15 protein-coding genes are annotated in these 24,346 nt (G+C 38.1%); 14 read left to right on the top strand and 1 reads right to left on the bottom strand.

The genetic code is table 11. The features are described 5' to 3' along the window. The first annotated feature begins 221 nt into the window (after positions 1-221). The 13 genes from PS1M3_RS08665 to PS1M3_RS08605 all read left to right on the top strand — a co-directional run bounded on the left by PS1M3_RS08665 (position 222) and on the right by PS1M3_RS08605 (position 21,520). Positions 222-2,318 carry a DUF1302 domain-containing protein gene (locus PS1M3_RS08665; protein WP_203983627.1) on the top strand — a complete coding sequence of 699 codons (2,097 nt, stop codon included), beginning with the start codon at positions 222-224 and terminating at the stop codon, positions 2,316-2,318. 13 nt (positions 2,319-2,331) lie between these two features. Next, positions 2,332-3,696: a DUF1329 domain-containing protein gene (locus PS1M3_RS08660; RefSeq protein WP_008127319.1), complete on the top strand. Its 1,365-nt coding sequence runs from the start codon at positions 2,332-2,334 to the stop codon at positions 3,694-3,696. A gap of 128 nt (positions 3,697-3,824) precedes the next feature. After that, complete coding sequence (locus PS1M3_RS08655) at positions 3,825-4,820, top strand: YCF48-related protein (RefSeq protein ID WP_008127321.1); 996 nt, start codon at positions 3,825-3,827, stop codon at positions 4,818-4,820. Beyond that, positions 4,820-7,141 carry an RND family transporter gene (locus tag PS1M3_RS08650; RefSeq protein WP_008127323.1) on the top strand — a complete coding sequence of 774 codons (2,322 nt, stop codon included), beginning with the start codon at positions 4,820-4,822 and terminating at the stop codon, positions 7,139-7,141. Before PS1M3_RS08655 ends, PS1M3_RS08650 begins: the two co-directional genes overlap by 1 nt. A 208-nt stretch (positions 7,142-7,349) precedes the next feature. Further along, entirely contained in the window at positions 7,350-12,191 is a 4,842-nt protein-coding gene (locus tag PS1M3_RS08645) for an NAD-glutamate dehydrogenase (RefSeq protein WP_138740992.1), read from the top strand. A gap of 120 nt (positions 12,192-12,311) precedes the next feature. Next, positions 12,312-13,322 (top strand): quinone-dependent dihydroorotate dehydrogenase, encoded by a 1,011-nt coding sequence (gene pyrD, locus PS1M3_RS08640; protein WP_138740991.1) that lies wholly within the window; start codon positions 12,312-12,314, stop codon positions 13,320-13,322. 122 nt (positions 13,323-13,444) lie between these two features. Next, on the top strand, positions 13,445-13,975 hold the full coding sequence (locus PS1M3_RS08635; protein ID WP_008127330.1) for a cell division protein ZapC: 531 nt from the start codon (positions 13,445-13,447) through the stop codon (positions 13,973-13,975). A 90-nt stretch (positions 13,976-14,065) separates the two neighbouring features. Next, complete coding sequence (gene rlmKL / locus PS1M3_RS08630; protein ID WP_203983625.1) at positions 14,066-16,183, top strand: bifunctional 23S rRNA (guanine(2069)-N(7))-methyltransferase RlmK/23S rRNA (guanine(2445)-N(2))-methyltransferase RlmL; 2,118 nt, start codon at positions 14,066-14,068, stop codon at positions 16,181-16,183. After that, entirely contained in the window at positions 16,176-16,415 is a 240-nt protein-coding gene (locus PS1M3_RS08625) for a glutaredoxin family protein (protein ID WP_006792808.1), read from the top strand. The genes rlmKL and PS1M3_RS08625 overlap by 8 nt, the downstream gene beginning before the upstream one ends. 15 nt (positions 16,416-16,430) lie before the next feature. After that, positions 16,431-18,344 (top strand): ABC transporter ATP-binding protein, encoded by a 1,914-nt coding sequence (locus tag PS1M3_RS08620; protein ID WP_203983616.1) that lies wholly within the window; start codon positions 16,431-16,433, stop codon positions 18,342-18,344. 11 nt (positions 18,345-18,355) lie between these two features. Then, positions 18,356-20,101, top strand: a complete 1,746-nt coding sequence (locus PS1M3_RS08615; RefSeq protein ID WP_203983614.1) for a DUF3466 family protein — start codon at positions 18,356-18,358, stop codon at positions 20,099-20,101. A gap of 76 nt (positions 20,102-20,177) precedes the next feature. Continuing rightward, positions 20,178-20,678, top strand: coding sequence for a transposase (locus tag PS1M3_RS08610; RefSeq protein ID WP_203983612.1), 501 nt, complete (start codon positions 20,178-20,180; stop codon positions 20,676-20,678). Beyond that, on the top strand, positions 20,588-21,520 hold the full coding sequence (locus tag PS1M3_RS08605; RefSeq protein WP_138922293.1) for an IS3 family transposase: 933 nt from the start codon (positions 20,588-20,590) through the stop codon (positions 21,518-21,520). Before PS1M3_RS08610 ends, PS1M3_RS08605 begins: the two co-directional genes overlap by 91 nt. Positions 21,521-21,595: 75 nt before the next feature. Here PS1M3_RS08605 and PS1M3_RS08600 read toward each other — a convergent pair whose 3' ends face one another. Next, positions 21,596-22,099 (bottom strand): DUF2062 domain-containing protein, encoded by a 504-nt coding sequence (locus tag PS1M3_RS08600; protein ID WP_058428833.1) that lies wholly within the window; start codon positions 22,097-22,099, stop codon positions 21,596-21,598. Here PS1M3_RS08600 and PS1M3_RS08595 point away from each other — a divergent pair. After that, the gene (locus PS1M3_RS08595; protein ID WP_203983610.1) at positions 22,079-24,346 is read left to right on the top strand and encodes a DNA internalization-related competence protein ComEC/Rec2; all 2,268 of its coding nucleotides are present in this window, start codon (positions 22,079-22,081) and stop codon (positions 24,344-24,346) included. The genes PS1M3_RS08600 and PS1M3_RS08595 overlap by 21 nt on opposite strands.

Here is a 24,346-nt window from a genome sequence, read left to right as displayed (position 1 = left end):
TATTGTCTTTTTGTTAATTTCAATTTGTTCTATTGTTAAATAACGTGTATAAATTATCTGGTATGACGTCTTACCAATACGTAAACGTCAGCTGACACACTATATATATGACAGATTGAATGCGACTATTTGTAATTTATACAATTCGCTTCTATCGTTACGATTACACTAAAAACAATAACTTGATCACACAATATGACCCGCGACAGGGGGGAACCACAATGATAAGAAGATCGCTTTTTGTTAAAAACAAAATCGCTATAGGTTTAGCAGCCGCTAGTTTAGCTTTAACTACAGCAAGTTCACAGGCTGTAACATTTGACGCCGGAGGGTTTGATATAACCTTCGATTCAACTTTTTCTTACGGCCAAAGTATTCGTGTAGAAGATAGAGACTTTAGCTTAATAGGTAAAAGTAATAACCCTGCTTTTGATTGGACTGGTTACAACCCAGCCTTAAACACTATTTACTCATCTCAAGATGTATGGGCTCAACCTGGCTCTTATTCAAATAATGGTGATGCTGGTAATTTAAATTTTGACAGTGGTGACTCATTTTCAAAACTTTTGAAGGGAACACACGACCTTTCAATAAATAAAGATAACTACGGTTTGTTCACTCGCTTCATGTATTTTTATGACTTTGCGTTGATGGATGGTGACTTTGCCTATGCAAACCCTACATCAGGTCAAAGCGTAGATCCTTGTGATGATGAAGATACAAAAGAACAGAGCTGTGCAGACATTCGCCTACTTGATGCATTTGTTTGGGCTGATTTCGACTTAAACGACGGCAAAAACCCACTTTCAGTACGTCTTGGTCAACAAGTTGTTAACTGGGGTGAAAGCACGCTTATATCTCATGGTATAAATGTTAACCCTGTAGATATCGATAGATTGAAAGCGCCAGGTGCTGAGCTTAAAGAAGCATTCATACCTGTAGGCATGCTTTGGGCATCGCTTGGCATTACTGACAACATTACCCTTGAAGGTTTCTACCAATACCAATGGCAAGAAACGCGTTTACCAGCAGCTGGTACGTATTTTTCGACTAATGACTTTGCAGCAGAAAATGGTTATCAGCAGAATGTTCAATTAGGTTTTACGTCTAATCCTGATATTGATGTCGCTTTTTTAACAGATAGCCTGAATAACTTAACATCTGATTTTGCATTGGCCGCAGCAGCACAAGGTATTGATCCTTCAAGTGCAGAAGGAAGTGCTTTATTAGCTCAAATGTATCTTGCATACCCAACTAAAGTTGCTTTAAAAGGTAAAGGAGATAATGGTAAAACAGAGCCTGAAGATGGCGGTCAGTATGGTTTACGTTTAGGTGTATTTTTACCTGAATTTAATGATACTGAAATTGCACTCTATCACGTGAATTATCATAGCCGTCGTCCGCTTATATCTGGTCGCGTATCAAACTTTTCACAAGCTGCAATTGCCCAAGATTTAGCGATGATCATGACAACAGAAATCACGTCAGATAATGTTGCTGATTTAACTGCTTTTTCTAAAGCTGAAAACGAGTACCCTGAAGATATTAAGTTATATGGTTTAAGTTTTAATACGACTATTGGCGAAACAGCGTTTGCAGGTGAATTTGCTTTTCGCCAAGATGAACCGCTACAAATTGATGACGTAGAGTTACTTTACACAGCTATGCCTGAGCAATTGGCGGTTGCTGGTATTCGTCCTGATTTTGCGGGTATTTCGCAAATGAGTATAGGCGATGCGGTAAGCTCAGTTGGTGCAGGTGAAGTTGCCAAAGGCTACATTGAACGCGACACATCACAAATTCAATTTACAGCAACACATTTATTTGGTCCTTCATTAGGTGCTGATAGCTGGGCTGTAGTTGGTGAAGTGGGTGTAGTTAAAATTCACGATATGCCTGGCTATGACGAAATGCGTTTAAATGTATCAGGCACTGGCCGTAGTGGCACAATAACAGGCCCAGGTACTACTGATTATTCAACATTGCAACTTGGTCTATCAAATGGCGCTGAAGAGAAATCATTCGCTACAGCATCGTCTTGGGGTTACCGCCTAATTGCGAAAGGCGATTACTTCAACTTTTACAAAGGTATTAACTTTTCACCACGTTTTGTATTTTCTCATGACGTAAACGGTAATACACCAGATCCTATGTTCTTATTTATCGAAGATCGTAAATCTTTAGGTGCTACGATGAACTTTAACTACCAAAATGCGTGGTCACTTGATGTGAGCTATAACTCGTTTTGGGGCGGTGGCGGTGTTAATACATTCTCAGACCGCGATTACGTTTCTTTTAACTTAAAATATTCTATTTAGGGGTAACATTACTATGATTAAAAAACCTACCCTCATTGCAGCAGCTTTTGCTAGCTTGTTTGCAAGTAATGCTACTTTAGCAAAACTATCAGCTGAAGAAGTAGCGCGTTTAGGTCAAGATTTAACGCCAATGGGCGCCGAAAAAGCAGGTAACGCTGACGGCTCAATTCCAGCATGGAACAATGGTATTACTGCAGCTCCTGCAGGGTACGATGTTGGCATGCATCACCTAGACCCTTTTTCAAGTGATAAAGTGCTTTTCACTATTGATAAATCAAACATCGATAAATATAAAGCTAACTTGAGCCCAGGCCAAATTGCTTTGTTTGAAGCGTATCCAGACACATTCAAAATGCCAGTGTATGAGACACGCCGTTCGGCCTCATATCCTCAGTTTGTTTATGATGCAACTAAAGAGTTTGCGCCTACTGCCGAATTGATTGAAGGCGGAAACGGAATTAAAAATACGGCTATTGGTATTCCATTTCCCATCCCTAAAACAGGTTTAGAAGCAATTTGGAACCATTTATTACGTTTTAGAGGTGAGTCAATCGAACGTTTTGGTGGACAAGCTGCACCTACAGCATCAGGTTCTTACAACTATGTTGGTTTTGATGAACAGCTACTTGTTAAATATTCTGATCCAAGTGCTACACCTGCCGAGCTGCAAGATTCAAACATATTGTTTAAGTTTAAACAGAGTGTTACTCAACCGGCACGTCTTGCGGGTACTGCATTACTAGTACATGAAACAATGGACCAAATATTAACGCCACGCCAAGCATGGACATATAATTCTGGTCAGCGACGTGTTCGCCGTGCACCAAACGTTGCTTATGACGCACCGGGTACTGCAGCAGATAGCTTACGTACTACTGATGACTTTGATATGTTCAATGGCTCACCAAACCGTTACAACTGGACGCTTAAAGGTAAGCAAGAGCTTTATGTTCCATATAATAGCTACAAGCTTCACAGTGACAAGCTAGAGTATGATGACATTTTAAAGCCTGGCCACATCAATCCTGAGCATACTCGTTATGAAAAGCACCGTGTTTGGGTAGTAGAGGCTAACCTTAAAGATGATACGCGTCACATTTATAAAAAACGTGTGTTTTATATAGATGAAGATAGCTGGCAAGTAACGGTAACAGACATTTACGATAACCGTGATCAGCTTTATCGTGTAGCAATGGCTTACGGTCTTAACTACTACGAAGTACCCACTCAGTGGAGTACGTTAGAAGTTTATCATGATTTGAATTCACGTCGTTATTTAGCAATTGGTTTAGATAACCAAGAAAAAATGTACGATTTTTCAAAATCATTTAATGATAATGAATTTACATCTAGCGCCTTACGTCGCGCAGGTAGATAAATTAAAACTAGGCACCTAATTTTAAGTTAGGTGCCTTTTTCCTTTCTCATCGCGTTTGTCTTTCAACGCAAAAACTTTCCTCGTTTACAAAGACAAACACTCCTTTCAGTTCAAGGCGATTAAAATTTATGAAGTATTTGGTATGTGCCAGCCTGATTATAAGCGGTGCGAGTTTTGCTCAAGATACACCAAAAAACGCAATTAGTGCGCCTAATGCACAAAAAACACTATTAACTGACATTATCAATACAGGCAATGAATTAGTTGCTGTAGGTAAACATGGAACAGTTATAAAAAGTACAAATGGTGAAATGTGGCAACAAGCAGAATTAGTGCCTACGCAAGTGTTATTAACCGCTGTTGATTTTAGTGATGAAAACAACGGTTGGGCATGTGGGCACGATGCCACAATTATTAACACTGTTGATGGTGGTAATAATTGGCAATTACAACAGGCTAAGCCTTCTTTAGATAAGCCGTGTTTAGATATTTTATTTAAAGATAAATTAGAAGGCTTTGCCGTGGGTGCGTATGGCATGTTTTACCATACCACCGATGGTGGTAAACAGTGGGAAAAACGATTTTTAGATTCTCTATTGTTCAGTGAAGACAGAGATTATTTAAACGACTTAAAAAACAATGATCCTGAAGGATACGAGGCCGAAACAGCATCAATCCTGCCACATTTTAATCGAATTGAACAAACTTCTGAAGGCTTAATGCTTGTTGGTGAGATGGGCTTACTAGCGAGAAGCACAGATAACGGTAAAACTTGGCTGCGTCTTGAAGAAATATACCCAGGTTCTTTCTTCGCTTTTAATTCAGATAATTCTCAAGAAGTAGTCGCAGGGCTTAGAGGTAATGTATTCAGCAAGCAGCGTGATGAAGATGAGTGGCTTCACCTTGAGAGTACTAAAGCTGCTACTGTAAACAGTATTATTAATTACAATAACAAACAGTGGTTAATGCTAGCAAATAGCGGGGTGATTTTTCACTTACAGGATGGTTTATTAACTCATGAGCAACTTGCCGATGGTAAAGCGATACTTGGTGGTGTGATTAAAAATAATAAATTGGTAATGGCTACTGAAGATGGCATTAAAGTGAAGGAGTTGACCCCTTAATGCATACTATTTTAGATTTTATAGAAAAAGCGATTTTTAGACATCGCTTAGTTGTGCTTATAAGTTTTGCAATTATTACTTGTTTGCTTATTTTTAAAGCCACGCACATTCAACTAGATGCTTCGTTTAATAAAAATATCCCTTTAAATCACGAATACATGAAAGTGTATACCAAGCATGAAAAGCAGTTTGGTGGTGCGAATAGTATTTTAATTTCAGTGTGTGATGACAGTGGTAACATATTCAATCCAGAATTTTTTACTCAGTTAAAAGCTGTTCATGATCAGCTTTATTTTATACCCGGTGTAAACAGACCGCTCGTAAACTCTATATTTGCTCCTAGCGCCCGATTTGTCGAAGTGGTTGAGGATGGTTTTGCCGGTGGCCCAATTATTCCTGCAAACTTTAAGGCAAACGAACGTGGCTTAGCCGTTGTTAAAGAAAATATAGAAAAAGCAAAAGTTGTTGGTCGTATGATTGCAAGCGACTATTCGTGTGCAATGGTAACAGCGCAATTATTAGAAACTGACCCACAAACGCAAGAAAAGTTAGACACCTTAGCCTTTGCAGAAAAGCTCGAAACAGAGTTAAGAGAGCCTCTGAGTACGGACAAAGTAAGTATTCATATTATCGGTTTTGCAAAGATGGCTGGTGATATTGCAGAAGGGGCTAAAGGCGTTGTGTTATTTTTTGCAATTGCCATAGCCTTCACATTTATTATGGTTTGGCTGTTCTGTGGAAGCTTAAAGCTTACAATCTTACCCATTGCATGCTCGATCATTGCGGTTGCATGGCAGTTAGGGTTGCTTTCAAGCCTTGGCTTTGGACTTGATCCAATGTCGATATTAGTTCCATTTTTAGTATTTGCTATTGGTGTTAGCCATGGCGTACAAATGATAAACGCGATAGGTAAAAAAGTAAGCGAAGGGAAAAGTACGCGAGTTTGCTGTCAATCAAGTTTTAGAGCGCTTTTAATTCCAGGTGGTATTGCTCTTTTATCAGACACTGTTGGCTTTTTAACTTTGTTGACGATTGATATAGGTATTATCCGTGAGCTTGCAATTACTGCTAGCTTAGGTGTTGCGGTTATTATATTTACTAACTTAATTCTATTGCCTGTTTGGGCTTCATACATGCAATTTGAAAATAGCATTCATATTCAATCAGGTGACGCTAACAAGCCAAATATGCTTGATAAAGTTAGGGATTTATTGGTAAAAGCAACCGATCCTAAAGCAGCTAAAATCATTATTGGCTTTACGCTTGTTTTATTTGCTTTTGGTTACTGGCAAGCTGATAAAATGCGGATAGGTGATTTGCATGCAGGTGCTCCGTCACTTCATCAAGATGCTCGCTATAATCAGGATACTTTTTTAATATCGGACAGGTACACTATTTCATCAGATATTTTAAAAGTGATAGTTGAAGCTTATCCAGCAGCATGTACAGAATATGATGTAATGGAGCGCATTAGCCGTTTTCAATACAAAGTTGAAAATGTTGCAGGTGTTCAATCTGCAGTTAGTTTAAGTTCGGTTGCTCAGTCTGTTAATGCGGGTTACAACGAAGGTAATTTAAAATGGCAGAGCTTGCCGCGTAATTCGGCTTCATTAGTGCAGTCAACTGCGCGTGTTGAAACAAGCACAGGGTTACTGAACGGTGATTGTTCTGTGATGCCTGTTATTATCTTTTTAGATGATCACAAAGCGCAGACTATCGACCGCGTTATTGCAAGCGTTAAACAGTTCGCAAATGAAGAAGGGACAGAAAAGCTTGCCTTTAAATTAGCGTCTGGTCCTGTCGGCGTAATGGCCGCTACAAACGAGTCAGTGTCTGAGGCTCAAATACCAATGATGCTATATGTATACGGTGCTGTTATTGCATTATGCTTACTGAGTTTTAGAAGCGTAAAAGCGACTATTGCTGTGGTGTTACCGCTTTATATAGTATCAACGCTTGCACAAGCGTTAATGGTACAGCTAGAAATTGGCCTAACAGTATCAACCTTACCAGTTATTGCCCTAGGGGTAGGTATTGGTGTGGATTACGGTATTTATATACTTTCGTCGATGATGGGGCAGCTTAAACAAAATGTACCATTGTCGATTGCTTATCGTAATGCACTCATTGAACGCGGTAGTGCGGTACTATTTACCGGTATTACTCTCGCCATTGGTGTAAGCACATGGATTTTTTCAGATTTGAAATTCCAAGTTGATATGGGAATACTTCTTACCTTCATGTTTTTAGTGAATATGTTAGGTGCAGTGCTGTTATTACCTGCAATTGGAAGTCTTCTGTGGACCGACCAGAAAAAATAATGTGAATAATATTGCTCCTAAATGGCCACTATTGGCCATTTATATCTATAATTTGTGAATAGATGACCAAATAGCTGAAAAGCTTGAAATGTTTTCATCGAAAAAGCTGTTTATTAGCTGTAAAAGGGTTAGAATTTATCTGACTCCACACTAATAAATGGCTGTACAAATTCCTGCTCTTGAGCAGTAATAGATTAAGGAACATACAATGACACGAAATGAAGGCCAAGCCTCGGTTATCCTAGATAATGTCTGTAAGCTTATCCAGAAAAAAGTTCACGCTGATAATGTGTTACTCGTTGAGAAATTCGCCAAAGCCTTGTACAGCAATATGTCTAAAGAGGATTTGGCAAATCGAAACGACAGTGACTTATACGGTGCTGCACTCAGCCTTTGGAATTCGCTAGAAAAAAATACTACTGACGACGCCGTTATTCGCGTTTTCAATCCCGAAGTGGCAAAAGATGGCTGGCAGTCATCACATACCATCGTAGAAATTATTGCTAAAGATATGCCGTTTTTAGTTGATTCTGTTCGTATGGCCATGACTCGTGAAAATATCGCCTCTCACTTATTACTTCATAGCCCTCTTAAAATTCAACGCGACGACAACGCTAAAATCTCAGGCTTATCTAATTTAAAAGCAGAGCAAGAATCTACATCTACAAAAACAGTTTTTTTCATAGAAATTGATCGCCAAACAGATTCGTCTGCCATTGAGTCTTTCAAAAAAGAATTAGAATCCGTACTTGTTGATGTGTCTGTTGCTGTTGAAGACTGGCAGCCAATAAGAAAAAAACTAATTGAAGTAAGTAAAGAGCTACCTAAGCGCCGCCACGGCAAAAATAAAAGTGAAGTGGCAGAAACCGTTGAATTTTTAGATTGGCTAGTTAGCGATAATTTCACCCTTATGGGCTATCGTGAATACGAGTTAAGTCCTGTTCAGGGGGACTATCAGCTTAAAGGTAAAATGGATACAAGTTTAGGGTTGTTAAAAAACTCTACTGAAGAGCATACTCGCTTGCTTTCTGAGTTACCTGAGGTGGCTCGCCAGGAAGCACGCAGCAGTAATTTATTGATCCTAACTAAAACTAATTCACAGTCTCGTGTTCATCGTCCCGCTTATATCGATTATGTTGGTGTAAAACGTTTTGATGATGAAGGGAATGTTATTGGTGAAGACCGTTTTATTGGTTTATTTTCATCTAATTTTTATAATAATAGTGCTGCTGATGTTCCTGTTTTAAAAAGCAAAATTACTCGCATAATGGATATGTGTGATTTTGCAAAAGGCACACACGCTTACAAAGCGGTATTAAATATTTTAGAAACTTACCCGCGTGATGAGTTAGTACAAGCACGCGAAAATGAGTTACTTGAAGTTGCAACCGGTGTATTACAAGTGCAAGAGCGTGATATGTGTCGCTTATTTGTGCGAAAAGATGCCTATGGTCGCTTTTTCTCTTGTATGGTTTATGTTCCTCGCGAGCGCTACAACACAGCCCTGCGCAGGGAAACTCAAGATATTTTAGGCAATGCATTTAATTCTGACGAAAAAGTCGAATTTACCACTTACTTCTCCGAGTCAACACTAGCACGTACTCATTACACTGTTCGTGTGACTGACAACAATATCGAATTTAATGTGAAAGACATCGAAAATAATTTAATAGAAGCTGCCCGTACTTGGGAAGACAAACTACAATCTGCACTTTTAGAGTCTGCAGGTGAAGCGCGTGGAAATGATTTAAACCGTAAATATTGTAACGCGTTTGCCCGTTCATACAAAGATGAAGTGTTACCGAGTGCCGCAGTAGTAGATATTGAAAAACTAGAGCTATTAAGTGAAGAAAACAAGCTTGAGATGCTTTTTTATCGCCCTCAAGAAGAGGCGAATACAAATATTGTCCGTTTGAGCTTATTTCATAAAGATGAGCCAATTCATTTATCAGATGTAATGCCAATGCTAGAAAACTTTGGTTTACGTGTAATAGGTGAAACACCTTACTCGGTTAAAACAAGCGATGGCAAAATCAACTGGATCATGGATTTCTCTATGCTGATTGACAGTAAAGGGATGGATGATTTTGATAAAGTGTCTGCTCGTTTTCGTGCGGCTTTAACCAATGTATGGAATAACCGTTTAGAGAATGACGGTTTTAACCGTTTAGTGCTAATGGGCGGCTTAACGGGTCGTGAAGCCTCTATTTTGCGTGCTTATGCTAAATACATGCGCCAAATTGGTGTTACTTTTTCTCAAACATATATTGAAAGTACGTTTGCTAACTACCCACATATTGCGTCTCAAATCGTTAACTTATTTGCTAAACGTTTTTCTGTTAAGAGCCCTGCGAGTTCTAAAACACTGGACAAGTTAATAGCACAAATTTATCTTGAGCTTGAAAACGTAGCCAACCTTGATGATGACCGCATTATACGTTTATACGTAGATATGATTGTGGCTACGCTGCGCACTAACTACTACCAAAAAGACGCTCAGAACCAGTTTAAATCTTACGTATCATTTAAAATACAACCTAGTTTGATCCCTGACGTACCGTTACCGTTACCTGCTTTTGAAATATTTGTTTATTCGCCTCGTGTTGAAGGCGTACATTTACGCTTTGGTAAGGTAGCTCGCGGTGGCTTACGTTGGTCGGACCGTCGTGAAGACTTCCGAACAGAGGTTTTGGGATTAGTTAAAGCGCAACAAGTTAAAAATACCGTAATTGTACCTGTTGGCTCTAAAGGTGGATTTGTTTGTAAACAGCTACCATCAGAGCGCGATGCTTTCATTAAAGAAGGCCAAGAGTGTTATAAAATCTTTATTAGAGGTTTGCTAGATATCACTGACAATATTGCACGTGGTGAAATAGTGCCAGCAAGTAATGTTGTTCGTCATGATGAAGATGATGCGTATTTAGTAGTGGCTGCCGATAAAGGAACAGCAACGTTTTCTGATATAGCTAACGGTATTGCAAATGAGTACAACTTTTGGCTTGGTGATGCCTTTGCATCGGGTGGTTCTGTAGGTTACGACCATAAAAAAATGGGCATAACCGCTAAAGGTGCATGGGAGTCTGTTAAGCGTCACTTCCGTGAGATGGATATTGACTGTCAAAGTACTGATTTTACAGTAGTTGCCATTGGCGATATGGCTGGAGACGTATTTGGTAATGGTATGTTGCTGTCTAAGCACATTCGTTTACAAGTTGCATTTAACCATATGCATATATTTGTAGACCCTAATCCTGATGCCTCAAAATCGTATGTAGAGCGTGAACGTTTATTTAATATGCCTCGTTCTTCGTGGGAAGACTACAACAAAGATCTTATTTCAGCCGGCGGTGGTATTTTCTCTCGAGCTGCAAAATCGATTACCCTTAGCCCAGAAATGAAAAAAATGCTGGGTACAAAAAAAGCAAGCATGACACCTAACGAGTTAATGAAAGCATCATTAATGATGGAGTTTGATTTGCTCTGGAATGGTGGTATTGGTACATACATCAAGCACACAAAAGAGACCGATGCTGACGTTGGCGACCGTGCAAACGACGCGCTACGTATAAATGGTAAAGAACTGGGTGCTAAAGTGCTAGGTGAGGGTGGTAACTTAGGTGCTACGCAACTTGGACGCATAGAATTTGCTGAACAAGGCGGACGCGTAAATACTGACTTTATTGATAACGTTGGCGGCGTTGCTTGTTCAGATAATGAAGTAAACATTAAAATTTTACTTAATGGTTTAGTTGCTGAAGGTGATTTAACACTTAAACAACGTGATGAACTGCTTTATTCTATGACTGATGAAGTGTCAGAGCTGGTATTGAAAGACTGTTATCGTCAAACACATACAATTTCAATCACGCAATCTCGTGGTACATCGACACTTAAGGAAAAAATTCGCTTTATTCATGCCCTTGAGAAAGATGGCAAATTAGACCGTGCTATAGAGTTTATTCCAAGTGATGAAGAGTTAGCAGAGCGAGCAGCATCAGGCAAAGATCTAACGCGTCCTGAGTTATCAGTATTGGTTTCATACGCTAAAATGGTGTTAAAAGATTCGCTTGTAACGGATGAAATTACAGAAAACCCGTATTATCGCCAATTACTTGTTAAATCATTCCCACGCCCACTACGTGAGAAATTTAATGATGCCATGAATAATCACCCACTTCGTAAAGAAATTATAGCGACCAAACTTGCTAATAATATTGTTAATGACATGGGCTTAAATTTCATGGTTCGTATGCACGAAGAAACAGGTGCTAGCGAATCTGAAATTGCAATGTGTTACTCAATTGCCAGTGAAATTTTTGAAATGCGTGATACGTGGTCATCAATCAGCGCTTTAGATAATAAAATTCCAGCGGCTGTACAAACAGAAATGCTTTATCAGCTTCGTAGAACTGTTCGCAGAGCAACTCGTTGGTTCTTGCGTCATCGCAATAAATCACAAACGATTGAGCAAGGTATTGAGTACTTCTCACCAACATTTAGTGATTTGAGCGATAACTTGAACACTTATATTGTTGAAAAGGAAAGTGCTCGCATAGATGAAGCTGCAACTAAGTTAACTGATAGTGGAGTACCATTAGATATAGCTAAGCGCATCGTTTCATTATCTAGCTTGTTCTCGGTGATGGACTTAGCAGAAATTGCTAATAATTCGCGTAGAGGCATTGCTATGGTGTCTAATACTTACTTTAAGCTAGGTGCAAGAATGGGCTTACATTGGTTCTTAGATCAAATAACTAACCAACCTGTTGCTAACCATTGGCAAGCGTTGGCCCGTTCATCTTATCGTGAAGAGTTAGATTGGCAGCAACGAACATTGGCTCAGGTTGTTTTAAATAGCTTTGAAGCAGATGAAAAAGACGTTGATTACCAAATTGATGAGTGGATGGATAAGCAGGAATTATTACTTACTCGTTGGAAGCAAATGCTGGCTGAGTTTAAAACGTCGCAAAGTCATGATTTTGCCAAGTTCTCAGTGGCATTGCGTGAACTAATGCTATTGAGTCACAATTGTGATACACCAGCAAAATAAAATAATTTTGCGCATTATTATTTATTAACTAAGTAATAAGCTAATTATTAAAAATGTTATATAATACCTCAGCCTTGTCTGAGGTATTTTTTTGTCTGTAATTTAAAGAGGAATATATTCATGTTTTACGATTTAGCTCGCCGTTTTATGTTTACCCGTGATGCGGAGTGGGCACATGAATTTGCTCTTAATAATTTAAGCCGCTTTGCTAATACGCCTTTGAGTGCCGCATGGTCGCAATCTGTAGCAAATAAGCCCGTTAACTTTTTAGGTCTTGAATTTAAAAATCCGGTTGGCTTAGCTGCAGGTTTAGATAAAAATGCAGAGTGCATAGATGCATTTAGCCAAATGGGTTTTGGTTTTATAGAGGTGGGTACTGTTACACCTCGCCCGCAAGCAGGTAACGATAAACCCCGTATATTTAGATTGCCAGAATCAAACGCTATTATTAATCGTATGGGTTTTAATAATAAAGGTGTTGATAATTTAATTAGTAATGTAAAAGCAGCAAAGTACAACGGCATATTAGGTATTAATATAGGTAAAAATAAAGATACCCCTAATGAGCAAGGTAAAGACGATTACATACACTGTATGAGAAAAGTTTTTGAGCATGCCTCTTATATTACCGTGAATATTTCTTCACCAAACACACCCGGCCTGAGAGATTTACAATACGGTGCTGCACTTGATGATTTATTGCAAAGTCTTAAAAATGAGCAGCTAGATTTAATTTCAGAACATAATAAGCAAGTTCCTATGCTTGTTAAAATTGCGCCGGATCTTGATCCTATTCAAATCGAACAGGTAAGTGAATCACTGCTAAACAACAAAATTGACGGGGTAATTGCAACTAATACTACACTAGAACGAAGTGATGTGATCGGTCAGCAGTATGCTGAGGAAGCCGGTGGTTTATCAGGACACCCTGTAAGAACACGTTCTACAGAAGTAGTTAGTGAATTAAGACGATTAACAAAAGGCCAGTTACCTATTATTGGTGTTGGCGGAATTGATGATGCTAATTCAGCTAAAGAGAAGCTTAATGCGGGTGCTAGTTTAGTCCAAGTTTATACAGGTTTTATTTATAAAGGCCCTGAATTGGTAAAATCGATCGTAAACGGCTTATAAGGATCAGTTATCTAAGCTTTTGATCGTTCGATAAATGTTCTAAGCATTTATGTATAAAATGGTCAAAAGCAGTTATACTTTGAACTGATACTATTTTTAATAAAGCCCACAAGGAGGAGCAAATGTTACAAGCATCAAAGCAATGGCAGTGGATTGCTTGTCCTAATAAAAATCGTTTATTACTTGATTTGAACGATGAAATGCAGCTTTGCACACCCTATAAAATAAGGCAGCTAACAGATTTAGTTATCAAAAACCCTAACTTTAGTTTAGAAGATGCTGCATTTTACGAACAAGTTTATAATTATCTGGACGGGTTTGAAATCTGGTCTGGTGCACAAATATGTCAAATAGCATTAAATGCTACAGCGGTTAAGTTTCATTTAAAACCTGTGCTAGCAAAAAGCTGGTTTTTTAATGAATATACCGGCAGCCAACCAAGTGTTGAAGCAGTCGTTAAATTAGTCTCTAAGGCGCAAACGGGCGACTTTTTGATTGTCGATCACTGTAGTGATGCCTCGGTTTGCTTAAATTTAAGCGAGAATTTTCAATTAGACGAAAATTTATCTCTTGCTCAATTTGAAGTTATCAAAATTTTAAATAATCGCGTTCATCCCATCTTACCTCAGCAAATTAAATTTAAAACTGCCTAAGTAATTTACGCTATTAAGCATGTGTTATGGCGTGTTTGTCCCTCAACCTATGGTATAATCCTGCGCAATTAGCTATTAAGGGTTACTACTTTGCAATTTATCGCACTTACTTCTATCGGAATCGAAAATTTATTGGTTGATGAGTTAACAGAACTTGGCGCTGCTGTGTCTAAGCAAACTGTTGGTTCTGTTCGTTTTGAGGCTGACTCATTACTGGCGCAAAAGGTTTGTTTATCAAGCCGTTTTGCAACGCGTGTGCTTATGCTTATCGAAGAAAAAGAAGGCGTTAATGATAAAGATAGCTTGTATAAATTTGCTCGTTTTCAACCTTGGCAAGAATGGTTTGGCCCAACGCAAACATTTGCTGTAGATTTTAACGGTACTAATGATTCGTTAAAAAATACACAGTTTTCTGGTTTAGTAATTAAAGATGCAATTGTTGACTACTTTAATGATTTGTATGAGCAACGCCCTAATGTTGATAAACAGGATGCCAATGTTCGTGTTGTTGCACGTTTAAATCGTCACGGTGTTTCTTTATATATTGACTACTCAGGGCCAAGACTATCTGAACGTGGCTACAGACAGGGACAAGGTAAAGCGCCAATAAAAGAGCATTTAGCGGCTGCAATTATTAAACGCAGCGGATGGCTAGATAACGTTAAACAACCTCTGTTTGACCCATGTTGTGGTGCGGGTACTATTTTAATAGAAGCCGCAGGTATGGCACGTAATGAAGCGCCAGGTTTGTTTCGTGAAGGCTTTGCTTTTGAGCGTTTACCTAGTTTTAGAGTGGCAAAATTTAAAGCGTTAAAAGAAGAGCTGCTTGCAAATATAACCGACCCGAAACTTTGGCTAATAGGCCACGACTACGATGCTCAGGTATTAAGTAAAGCCATTGATAATGCAAAGCGTGCCGAGCTTGATGACATAATTAAATTTAAGCAAAGCGACGCAACAAAGTTAACCGCAGTAGCTAAATTACCAGGTGTGGTTATTTCAAATTTGCCTTATGGTGAACGTATTGGCTCTATGGCTGAGTTAGTTGATTTACACCGTAATTTAGGTGTCGGCTTTAAAAAGCATTTTAACCATTGGAAACTGGCGTTATTGGGCATGGATGAGAGTTTATTTAAACTTTTAAAGCTTGTTAAATTAAAACGTTATAAATTTAAAAATGGTCCATTAGATGTAGAGCTTAACTTATATCAACTAGATGACAAGCAAGTCAGCTTGACGACTGATGACAAAAAAGCCCTTAATTATGAAGGTTCAATGTCGTTTGCTAACCGTCTTAAAAAAAATAAACAAGGCCTTAAAAATTGGTTAAAGCAAAACAAAGTCGACGCGTATCGCGTTTATGATGCTGATATTCCGGAATACAATGTGGCGGTTGATATATATAACGACAGCGCTGTAATTTTTGAGTACGCGGCACCGAAAGAAATAGATGAAAAAGTGTCTGATAAGCGTCTTCAGGACGTCATTAGCTTAACAGCGCAACAACTAAACATAGCACCTGAAAACATAGCCGTAAAAGTTCGCAAAAAGCAAAAAGGTGAAGAGCAATACACCCCTATGGCTAAGCAAAATAGAACGATGGTTGTTGAAGAGTTTGGTGCTAAATTTAAGGTTAATTTATTTGATTATCTAGACACGGGGTTATTTTTAGATCATCGTTTGGTTCGTCGCTACATTCAAGAAAATGCCAAGGACAAACGTTTTTTAAATTTATTTGCCTACACAGGAAGTGCATCAGTTCATGCAGCCATTGGTGGGGCAAAGGCTATAACCACAGTTGATTTATCCAAAACCTATTTAAAATGGGGCCAAGATAATTTTGATTTAAATAATATTAGCAACACGCGTTACCGTTTTGAGCAAGCAGATTGCCTTAAATGGCTAGAGCATGCGACTGCGCAATATGATTTAATCTTTCTTGACCCTCCAACATTTTCAAATTCAAAGCGAATGAAAGATGCGTTTGATGTGCAGAGCGATCACATTAAGTTACTCACTTGGGTTAAAAAAATTCTTAGCCCGTCTGGAACATTGATTTTTTCTAACAACAAACGTGGCTTTGTTATGGATGAAGTTGGATTGATTGGTTTAGGTTTAAAAGCCGTTAATATTTCTGAGAAAACACTCTCACCAGACTTTAAGCGTAATAAAAAAATTCATAACAGCTGGTTAATTACTCATGGCTAAGTGGACTTTATACCATACGGAAGGGTGTCATTTATGTGAACAAGCCCACGCACTAATAACACCGTTATTAATGAGCGAAGGCAGTTTATTGTTAACAGACATAATGACTGATAAACAGCTTATTGCGCAATATCAGGTAAGTATTCCTGTTTTAAAAAATGAACATGGCCAACAATTGTTTTGGCCTTTTACTGCAGAACAAGTGCAAATATTTTTAGCACTGGCAGATTAAGAGCATTGTAGAATTATGGATTTAATAAGAATTTCGAAAGCACAGCTTGCCTTTGGTACACATGCGTTACTTAACAACGCAGATGCTGTTATTGAAAGTGGTGAGCGAGTTTGTATTGTGGGGCGTAACGGCGCAGGTAAATCAACGCTGTTAAAAGTATTAGACGGCCAAGTAATATTGGATGATGGTGAAATAAACCAGCTCGGTGGTTTAAAGATCTCTCGTCTTGAACAAGATCCACCTAAAGGGGCCAGCGGTACCGTATTTGATTATGTTGCCCAAGGTATGCCAGAAATTGCTAATTTACTTATCGATTATCACCATGTGAGTAATGAACTGCAAACTGAATGTACCGATCAATTATTAAATAAACTTGAGCGCTTATCTAATAAGCTAGAAGCCGCTGATGGCTGGCGCTTCGATAGCCGTATTCAATTAGTATTAACTAAGCTTGAGCTGACACCTGATGCTAAACTTGAATCGCTTTCAGGTGGATGGTTACGTAAGGTTGCACTGGCACGTGCATTAGTTAGTGAGCCAGACTTGTTGCTATTAGACGAACCAACAAACCACTTAGATATGACAAGTGTAATGTGGTTAGAGCAGTTCTTAAAAGACTTTAAAGGTGGGATTGTATTTATATCTCACGATCGTGCGTTTATTCGTGCAATTGCTACACGTATTTTGGATTTAGACCGCGGCAAACTTATTTCATATCCAGGTGACTACGCCACTTACCTAGAACAAAAAGCGCATGACTTAAAAGTAGAAGAAAGTCAAAATGCACTCTTTGATAAACGATTAGCTGAAGAAGAAGCGTGGATCCGTCAGGGCGTAAAAGCCCGAAGAACTCGTAATGAAGGCCGTGTTCGTGAATTAAAACAATTGCGTAATGAGCGTAAGCAACGAGTTGATCAAGTTGGTAAAACAGATTTCAATATTGAAACCGCAGACCGCTCAGGTAAATTAGTTTTTGAAGCTAAGCATTTATCTCATGCTTTTAAAGAGAAAACGATTGTAAGCGACTTTTCTACTTTAGTTATGCGTGGCGACCGTATCGGTTTAGTCGGTCCTAATGGTGTGGGTAAAACAACTCTATTAAAACTAATGTTTGGTGACTTAGCACCTGACAGCGGTGAAACTAAGCAGGGTGTTAATCTAGAATTTGCTTACTTTGATCAATACCGTGAAAAGTTAGACGAAGAAGCAACAGTACAAGACAATGTTGCAGAAGGTAAGCAAGAAGTCATGATGGGGGGGCGCTCTCGTCATGTATTAGGTTACTTACAAGACTTTTTGTTTCCACCTGCGCGCGCTAGAACACCCGTTAAGGCCTTATCTGGCGGCGAAAAAAACCGATTATTACTTGCTAAGCTATTTTTAAAACCATCGAATATCCTGGTATTGGATGAGCCAACCAATGATTTAGACATTGAAACACTTGAGCTGTTAGAAGACATTATTAATCAGTATCAAGGTACAGTGATTATTGTAAGCCATGACCGTGAATTTATCGATAATACATGCTCTAGTGTATGGGCATTTGAAGGTAACGGAAAAGTAACGGATATAGTCGGCGGTTATAGTGACTATGAAGCTTATGTAAGTTATTTAGCAGAACAAGAAAAACAAGCTGTTCAACCAGCTGCAAAAAAAGTAGAGAAGCAACCGACCCCTGCTGCAAAGCCAGCCGCTAAAACGAATAAGCTTTCTTACAAATTAAAACTTGAATTAGAGCAGTTGCCTAATAAAATGGAGCAACTTGAAGCTGACGTAGAAGCCCAGCAAAATGTGGTAGGCAATCCTGACTTTTTTAAACAAGACAATGACATAACAACCAAAGCATTGAACCATTTAGCACAACTTGAGTCTGACCTTGAAGCCGCTTTTGAGCGATGGGAAGAACTTGAAGAATTACAGAATCAGTAGTAAGGACTAAAATGAAATATAAATTACTCGCTGCCAGTATCCTAGCGACATTGAGTACATCAGCTATTAGTGCAACATACCAATTAAGTGAATTAGGCACACTCGATAATGCAAAATTTTCTTACGTTACTGATGCAAGTGAAAGCGGGCACATAATTGGTTTAGCAAATGGATTATATAACTTACCCATAGATACCAGTTATATTGATTTTACAGATAATACAATCGAGAATGCTTATGACAGCGAAGTTTCAATTTTCGAACTAAGTGATAAGGTAATTACTTTTACACTTGATGATATAGAGAATAATGATGCAGCTTTGACTAATCCTGATGCGCATAATTTTATGGTTAGATTTTTATCTGGTTTATCGACTAATTTTGAATATCAAAAACTAAATTCGTTTACCGGTATTAGATTTAACGAAAATGAAGTTGTTGAACAGTCTCTTTATGATGTTTCTTCAGTAGACTATGATGGTTTAACTCGTTCCACTTTTAACGTTTACAACGCTGTGAGCGAAGATGGAGTTTCAGTTGGTTGGGGGAGTGCACCCTATGACAAAGTTTCTTTCACACCAGAGGATGAAGATGAAGCTGAGACTTGGTTTACTCATGATTTTATCGAACGAGGAATTGTAATAGGTGCTGATGGCACAGAAGTACCTCTTGTTCCTGAATTCAATGAATACGGGGGTACAAGCCGAGCCAATGATATTGTTAAAACTAATACCGGTTATATTGTTGTAGGCAATGTGTCAACGGATATTAACTTTGAAAGATTAGAAGATATTGATGAAAATTGCGATGGCGAAGATGAACCTGTTTCTTCTTGTATTAATCTATTAAATAGCAATTTTCTTGGCGGAATTTTTAACAAGCGAGCTGTCAAGTGGCAGTTGGATGATTCCCTTAATATTACTTCTGTAGAAGAACTTGGGTTAGCTTTAACTCCAGATGAATATGAAGTGGAAGAAGACACATTTACCAGTACTGCTTTTGCAGTAAATGCAAATGGTGTTGCAGTAGGCTCCTCACATACACGTTATAAAAATAATGATAATACATTTGTTACAATGCCTGTGTACTTCAAAGATGGCGAAGTTGTTACTTATATTGACCAAGAAAATGACTCTAATCAGACAGGGATTTCTTCAGCAATAAATGATGAAAATATTATTGCTGGTTATGTAACTCGAATAGTTGAAAACACTCGGGTAAGAAAATTCTTTTATCATGATATCGCTACTGGTAACACTGTTTACCCTACAAACTTCTTTTTAGCAGCAAACTCGACTGCTAACGATATCAATAATCAAGGTTATATTGTTGGTGAGAGTGAATTAGGTGGATCGGACAGTTCACGAGATAAAGCCGCATTTATTTATAAAATTGGTGAAGATAAAATAACTAACATTAATGACTTTTTACCATGTTATGAATCAGATGGTGAAACTGATTACCCATACACAGTTGTTGAAGCTAATGTTATTAATGAGAATAACGAAGTGTTTGGTGTTGCCACCAAAACAGTAGAAAAGCGTGACACACTTGGTGGTGTAGTGACCGATATTAACGGTAATATTGAATTTGAAACCGTCGCCGTTGCAGTTAAACTAACACCTCTGGAGAATGGTGAAATTGAAAATTGTGCACCGCCAGAGGCCGAATTTTTTGAAAGAAGTTCAGCCAGTACCTCTTGGTTAGCGTTATTTCTATTACCATTAATTGGTATTCGACGCGTATTTCGTTTTTAATTATTTTTAAATAAAAAACCCAGCTTTCTGAAGTGACCCCCAATAGTTGGACAATCCAATTACTGGGGGTCTTTTTATGTCCAAGTACAAAAGAATATTTAAGTTAAAGCTCGCACAACTTGCTGAGCAGGAAAACTCTGAAGCATTAAGTAAAAAGTACAATATTAGCGCTCGGCTTATTCGTTATTGGTTTCAGGTCTACCTGCTTAATGGGTCAAAGAGTTTTATCCATAAACAGTTACCTTATTCAGGCGAGTTCAAAATTCATGTGCTCGAGACGATGGAAATTAATGATTGGTCTTTGGGTTATACTAGCGCCTATTTCGACTTATCATCCCCAGGTATTTTATTTCAATGGCAAAAGCTTTATGCTCACGGGGGTATAACCCAACTAAAACCACAGAAAAAAGGTAGGCCTCGCGTGACGAATCATTCTTCAACTCCTAAACCATCAGCAGACATGTCTGAAAAAGAGCTCAGGGAAGAATTGGATTATCTACGTGCAGAGAACGCAGTCTTAAAAAAGTTAGAAGCCTTGGCTCAGGCCAGAAAGAAAAAAGCAAAGACAAAACGATAGTTGTCGAAGAGCTCAAGGCAAAATACAGCTTACAACACTTATTAAAGGTCACAGGGCTTCCCAAGAGTGTGTATTATTACCATCGTAATACACTGGTTCAGCCCTGTTCCAACACTGATTTATGCGAAAGAATACGTGATATCTATCACAAGCACAAAGGACGATACGGCTACCGTAGGGTAACTTGCACGCTAAGAGCAATGGGTTTGATGGTTAATCATAAGCGCGTGCAACGCTTGATGGGCGAACTTGGCTTGAAATCAAAAGTCAGACCTAAACGCTACACCTCTTACAAAGGTGAAGTCGGTAGAATCGCTGAAAATGTTCTCAAACGTGAATTTACGGCAAAGAAGCCCAATCAAAAATGGGTGACCGATGTCACTGAATTTAAAGTCAATGGAGAAAAGGTATACCTGTCACCGGTAATAGACCTATTTAACCAAGAAGTGGTCAGCTATGAGGTAAGGACATCTGTCACGCTACCACTAGTGACTGACATGCTTAAAGCCGCAACAGCAAAGCTGTTGAAGCATGAGAGACCACTCATCCACTCAGACCAAGGTTGGCAATATCAAAATAAACGATATCAACAACACCTGAAAAAGCATGGGCTAATTCAAAGCATGTCTCGAAAAGGAAACTGCTTAGACAATGCCGTTGCAGAAAACTTCTTCGGCATATTAAAAACTGAGATGTATCACAATGAGACGTTCAAGGACGCAAATGAACTCATTGAAAACATCAAAGAATACATCGATTATTACAACAACGAACGCATTAAGCTAAAACTAAAAGGCCTGAGTCCGATACAATATCGAAATCAGGCCTTGGTTGCCGCTTAGAAATGAGTCCAACTTATTGGGGTCACTTCATTCTAGCCGGGTTTTTTTTCGTCTATACTATTCAAAGGATCGATATTATTTGCGTGCAGCTCTTGCCTTTACGACAGAGCGGCGCCATAAAATATCAATGCCAAAATAGCCTATGATTGATGCTATAGAGGCACATACAAGTGAGCCAACTAAGAATGCAGGGCCAATAGTTTCGATACTCTGCTCAAACCAAGTCCAGTTAAGCTCAAAAGCAAAGTGTTGTTCTGGTTGATTTAAAACAAGAGTACCAACGAGGTAAGACCCATAAAAAATAGGTGGCATGGTTAACGGATTAGTAAGCCAAACAAGTGTTGCTGAGATAGGTAAGTTAACTCTAAATAAAATAGCAGTCGCTGCGGCTAATACCATTTGAAAGGGAACAGGGATGAAAGCAAAAAATAAACCAACCGCAAAGGCTCCTCGAGCAGAACGTCTGTTTAAGTGCCAAAGATTTGCATCTTGCAAAAGCTTACCAAAAATTTTTAACGATTTGTGATGTCTTATTTTATTCGGATCGGGTAAAAATCTTTGGATAGTTTTCTTAGCCATTTAAAGCAACCATTTACATCAGTGTGGATCAGTCTTGGTTTTGTAATTGGCTGTATTTCAACCGTGTTTTATTACGAAACTCTCGAATTTATTATTATTACAGTGTCCATTGTAATAATAGGCGCTTATTTTAAGCCGTTTTTGTCTTTATTGTTAGGCTTTATTTGTGGAATTTGTATCGTTATAGCGCATTATCATATTTTTTATAACTTTGAGCACATAATTAATGATGAAAAGTACGCATATCCAGTCGAAGTTGTAATACAAGAAGTCATCTCAAACAAAGCTCCCCAATATGTCAAAGCAAAATTAGTACGTATTAATGGAAAATACTATTCTAATTTGAGTGCACCTAGCGCGATGTTAAGCGTTAATTTAGATCAGCCATTGCGTGCTAATGATCGTTTTGTGGCAAGTGTTAATTTAAAAAAATTTAGAAGTAATAAGAACTTTAATGTATTTGATAACGAACTGTATGCATTTAAGCAGCGAATTTTCTTTAAAGGCAAAGTTCTTAATAAAGAATTAAAAATCAAAAGCACTTCAGAACAAAATAGTGTTCAAAGTTATAAAAGCTTCATTAAAAATACATACGAAAATACAACACTAAATTGGCTTTACTATGCTTTATTAACAGGGGATAAGACGTTAATGACACCGAGTGATAAGCAGCTGATGCAATCACTGGGTTTAAGCCATTTACTTGCTATTTCAGGCTTACACATTGGGTTGGTGTTCGGTTTTGGTTTCTTCATTACAAAATGGGTATTTATCCACGTTAAATTGTTTAATAATCAAACGATCAATTTTTCAATTGCTTACAGTGCGATTGGTTTTGTATCAGCGTTTGTTTATGTCTATTTAAGTAACTTTTTGGTTTCAGCGACTCGTGCACTAATAATGCTTGGCTGTTATTTACTTCTATATTATTTTCAAAGGCAGCTAATGAGATGGCGCAGTATTTTGTTTGCGCTTGTTATTGTACTCGCTGTTAATCCGTTCAATACCCTTAATCCTGGATTATATTTTTCATTTTTTGCAGTCGTGGTTATTTTTTTAGTTATTAAAAATGTACCTCACTTTACCAATTCATTTCTAAAGGTACTTTTTGCATTAATTACTATTCAGGCTGCACTATTTATTGGTTTACTGCCTCTGTCTTTTTACTTTTTTAATGGCGTGAGTGTTGCTGGTTTAGTCATAAACTTAGTCGCAATTCCATTTCTTTCATTTATTTTAATGCCTTGTTTAATTTTATTAACGGCTATAAGTTCCGTATTTGATATTAGTATGGTGATTATTTTTATCGATAGCGGTCTAGCTTTTATTTTTACCTGTTTAAATAAATTACCAGCAGGTTTTGGTTGGCTAAACATAGGAATTATTGGTCTAAGTGTCATTATTTATGCTTATCTTACTCTTTTAATTTTTTATTTTTCGCCATATAGGCGGCTCGCTTTTTTACCTTTAGCCATGCTCTATATTGATTATTTACTTGCTGATAAGCCTACATGGAAATTACATGTATTCGATGTTGGGCACGGTCTTATGGCTCTTATTGAAAAAGATGATAAAGGGTTTATTTATGATTTTGGACCTAGTTACTTTAATCGTTTTAGCCGTGCTAAAAGTATTTTGTTACCTTTTATTGATATAAATAATATTGCAGTGACTCATTCTGTAGTTAGTCACCTTGATAATGACCATTCCGGTGGTTTATCTCATTTTATCAGCGCAGGTTTAAAGTTTTCATTTAATGAATTTCACCCTAATGGACCCTCAAAGGGGTGTATTCCAAACGAAGTAAACATGGCTGGGCTAATAATTAAAAGCTTTCCATCCCCCTTGTATGGTAATGAAAATGATGAGTCTTGTGTAATAAAGGTTTCAGATAAAGAGCACAGCGTTCTATTTACAGGCGATATTTCAAAAAATAGAGAGTCGCAACTGATAAACTCTAGCGATAGTTTAAAAAGTACAGTGTTACTTAGCCCTCATCACGGTAGTAGTACGTCATCAAGTAAGAAATTTATTACTGCAGTTATGCCACAGATTGTTATTCACTCAAGTGCTTACAAAGGGCAGTGGCAATTTCCTAAAACAGAAGTTGTTGAGCGTTATAGAAACATTAATGCCTTGCAGTATGTTACTGGGCAATACGGGCAAATTACGGTGGAGTTTTACGAAGAGACTGTGACTGTTATTACAGCACGAGACTATCAAAGCTACTGGTTTATAAAAGATTGA

This window comes from Pseudoalteromonas sp. PS1M3 (assembly GCF_016865405.1).
Taxonomy (GTDB): domain Bacteria; phylum Pseudomonadota; class Gammaproteobacteria; order Enterobacterales; family Alteromonadaceae; genus Pseudoalteromonas; species Pseudoalteromonas marina.
Note: the sequence above shows the minus strand (reverse complement) of the source record. Positions and strands in the feature narration are given on the sequence as shown.

Bases quoted from the DNA above. Each gene is read 5' to 3' on its own strand.
- PS1M3_RS08665 (WP_203983627.1), top strand. From the start codon at position 222: ATGATAAGAAGATCGCTTTTTGTTAAAAACAAAATCGCTATAGGTTTA.
- PS1M3_RS08660 (WP_008127319.1), top strand. From the start codon at position 2,332: ATGATTAAAAAACCTACCCTCATTGCAGCAGCTTTTGCTAGCTTGTTT.
- PS1M3_RS08655 (WP_008127321.1), top strand. From the start codon at position 3,825: ATGAAGTATTTGGTATGTGCCAGCCTGATTATAAGCGGTGCGAGTTTT.
- PS1M3_RS08650 (WP_008127323.1), top strand. From the start codon at position 4,820: ATGCATACTATTTTAGATTTTATAGAAAAAGCGATTTTTAGACATCGC.
- PS1M3_RS08645 (WP_138740992.1), top strand. From the start codon at position 7,350: ATGACACGAAATGAAGGCCAAGCCTCGGTTATCCTAGATAATGTCTGT.
- pyrD (WP_138740991.1), top strand. From the start codon at position 12,312: ATGTTTTACGATTTAGCTCGCCGTTTTATGTTTACCCGTGATGCGGAG.
- PS1M3_RS08635 (WP_008127330.1), top strand. From the start codon at position 13,445: ATGTTACAAGCATCAAAGCAATGGCAGTGGATTGCTTGTCCTAATAAA.
- PS1M3_RS08625 (WP_006792808.1), top strand. From the start codon at position 16,176: ATGGCTAAGTGGACTTTATACCATACGGAAGGGTGTCATTTATGTGAA.
- PS1M3_RS08620 (WP_203983616.1), top strand. From the start codon at position 16,431: ATGGATTTAATAAGAATTTCGAAAGCACAGCTTGCCTTTGGTACACAT.
- PS1M3_RS08615 (WP_203983614.1), top strand. From the start codon at position 18,356: ATGAAATATAAATTACTCGCTGCCAGTATCCTAGCGACATTGAGTACA.
- PS1M3_RS08610 (WP_203983612.1), top strand. From the start codon at position 20,178: ATGTCCAAGTACAAAAGAATATTTAAGTTAAAGCTCGCACAACTTGCT.
- PS1M3_RS08600 (WP_058428833.1), bottom strand. From the start codon at position 22,099: ATGGCTAAGAAAACTATCCAAAGATTTTTACCCGATCCGAATAAAATA.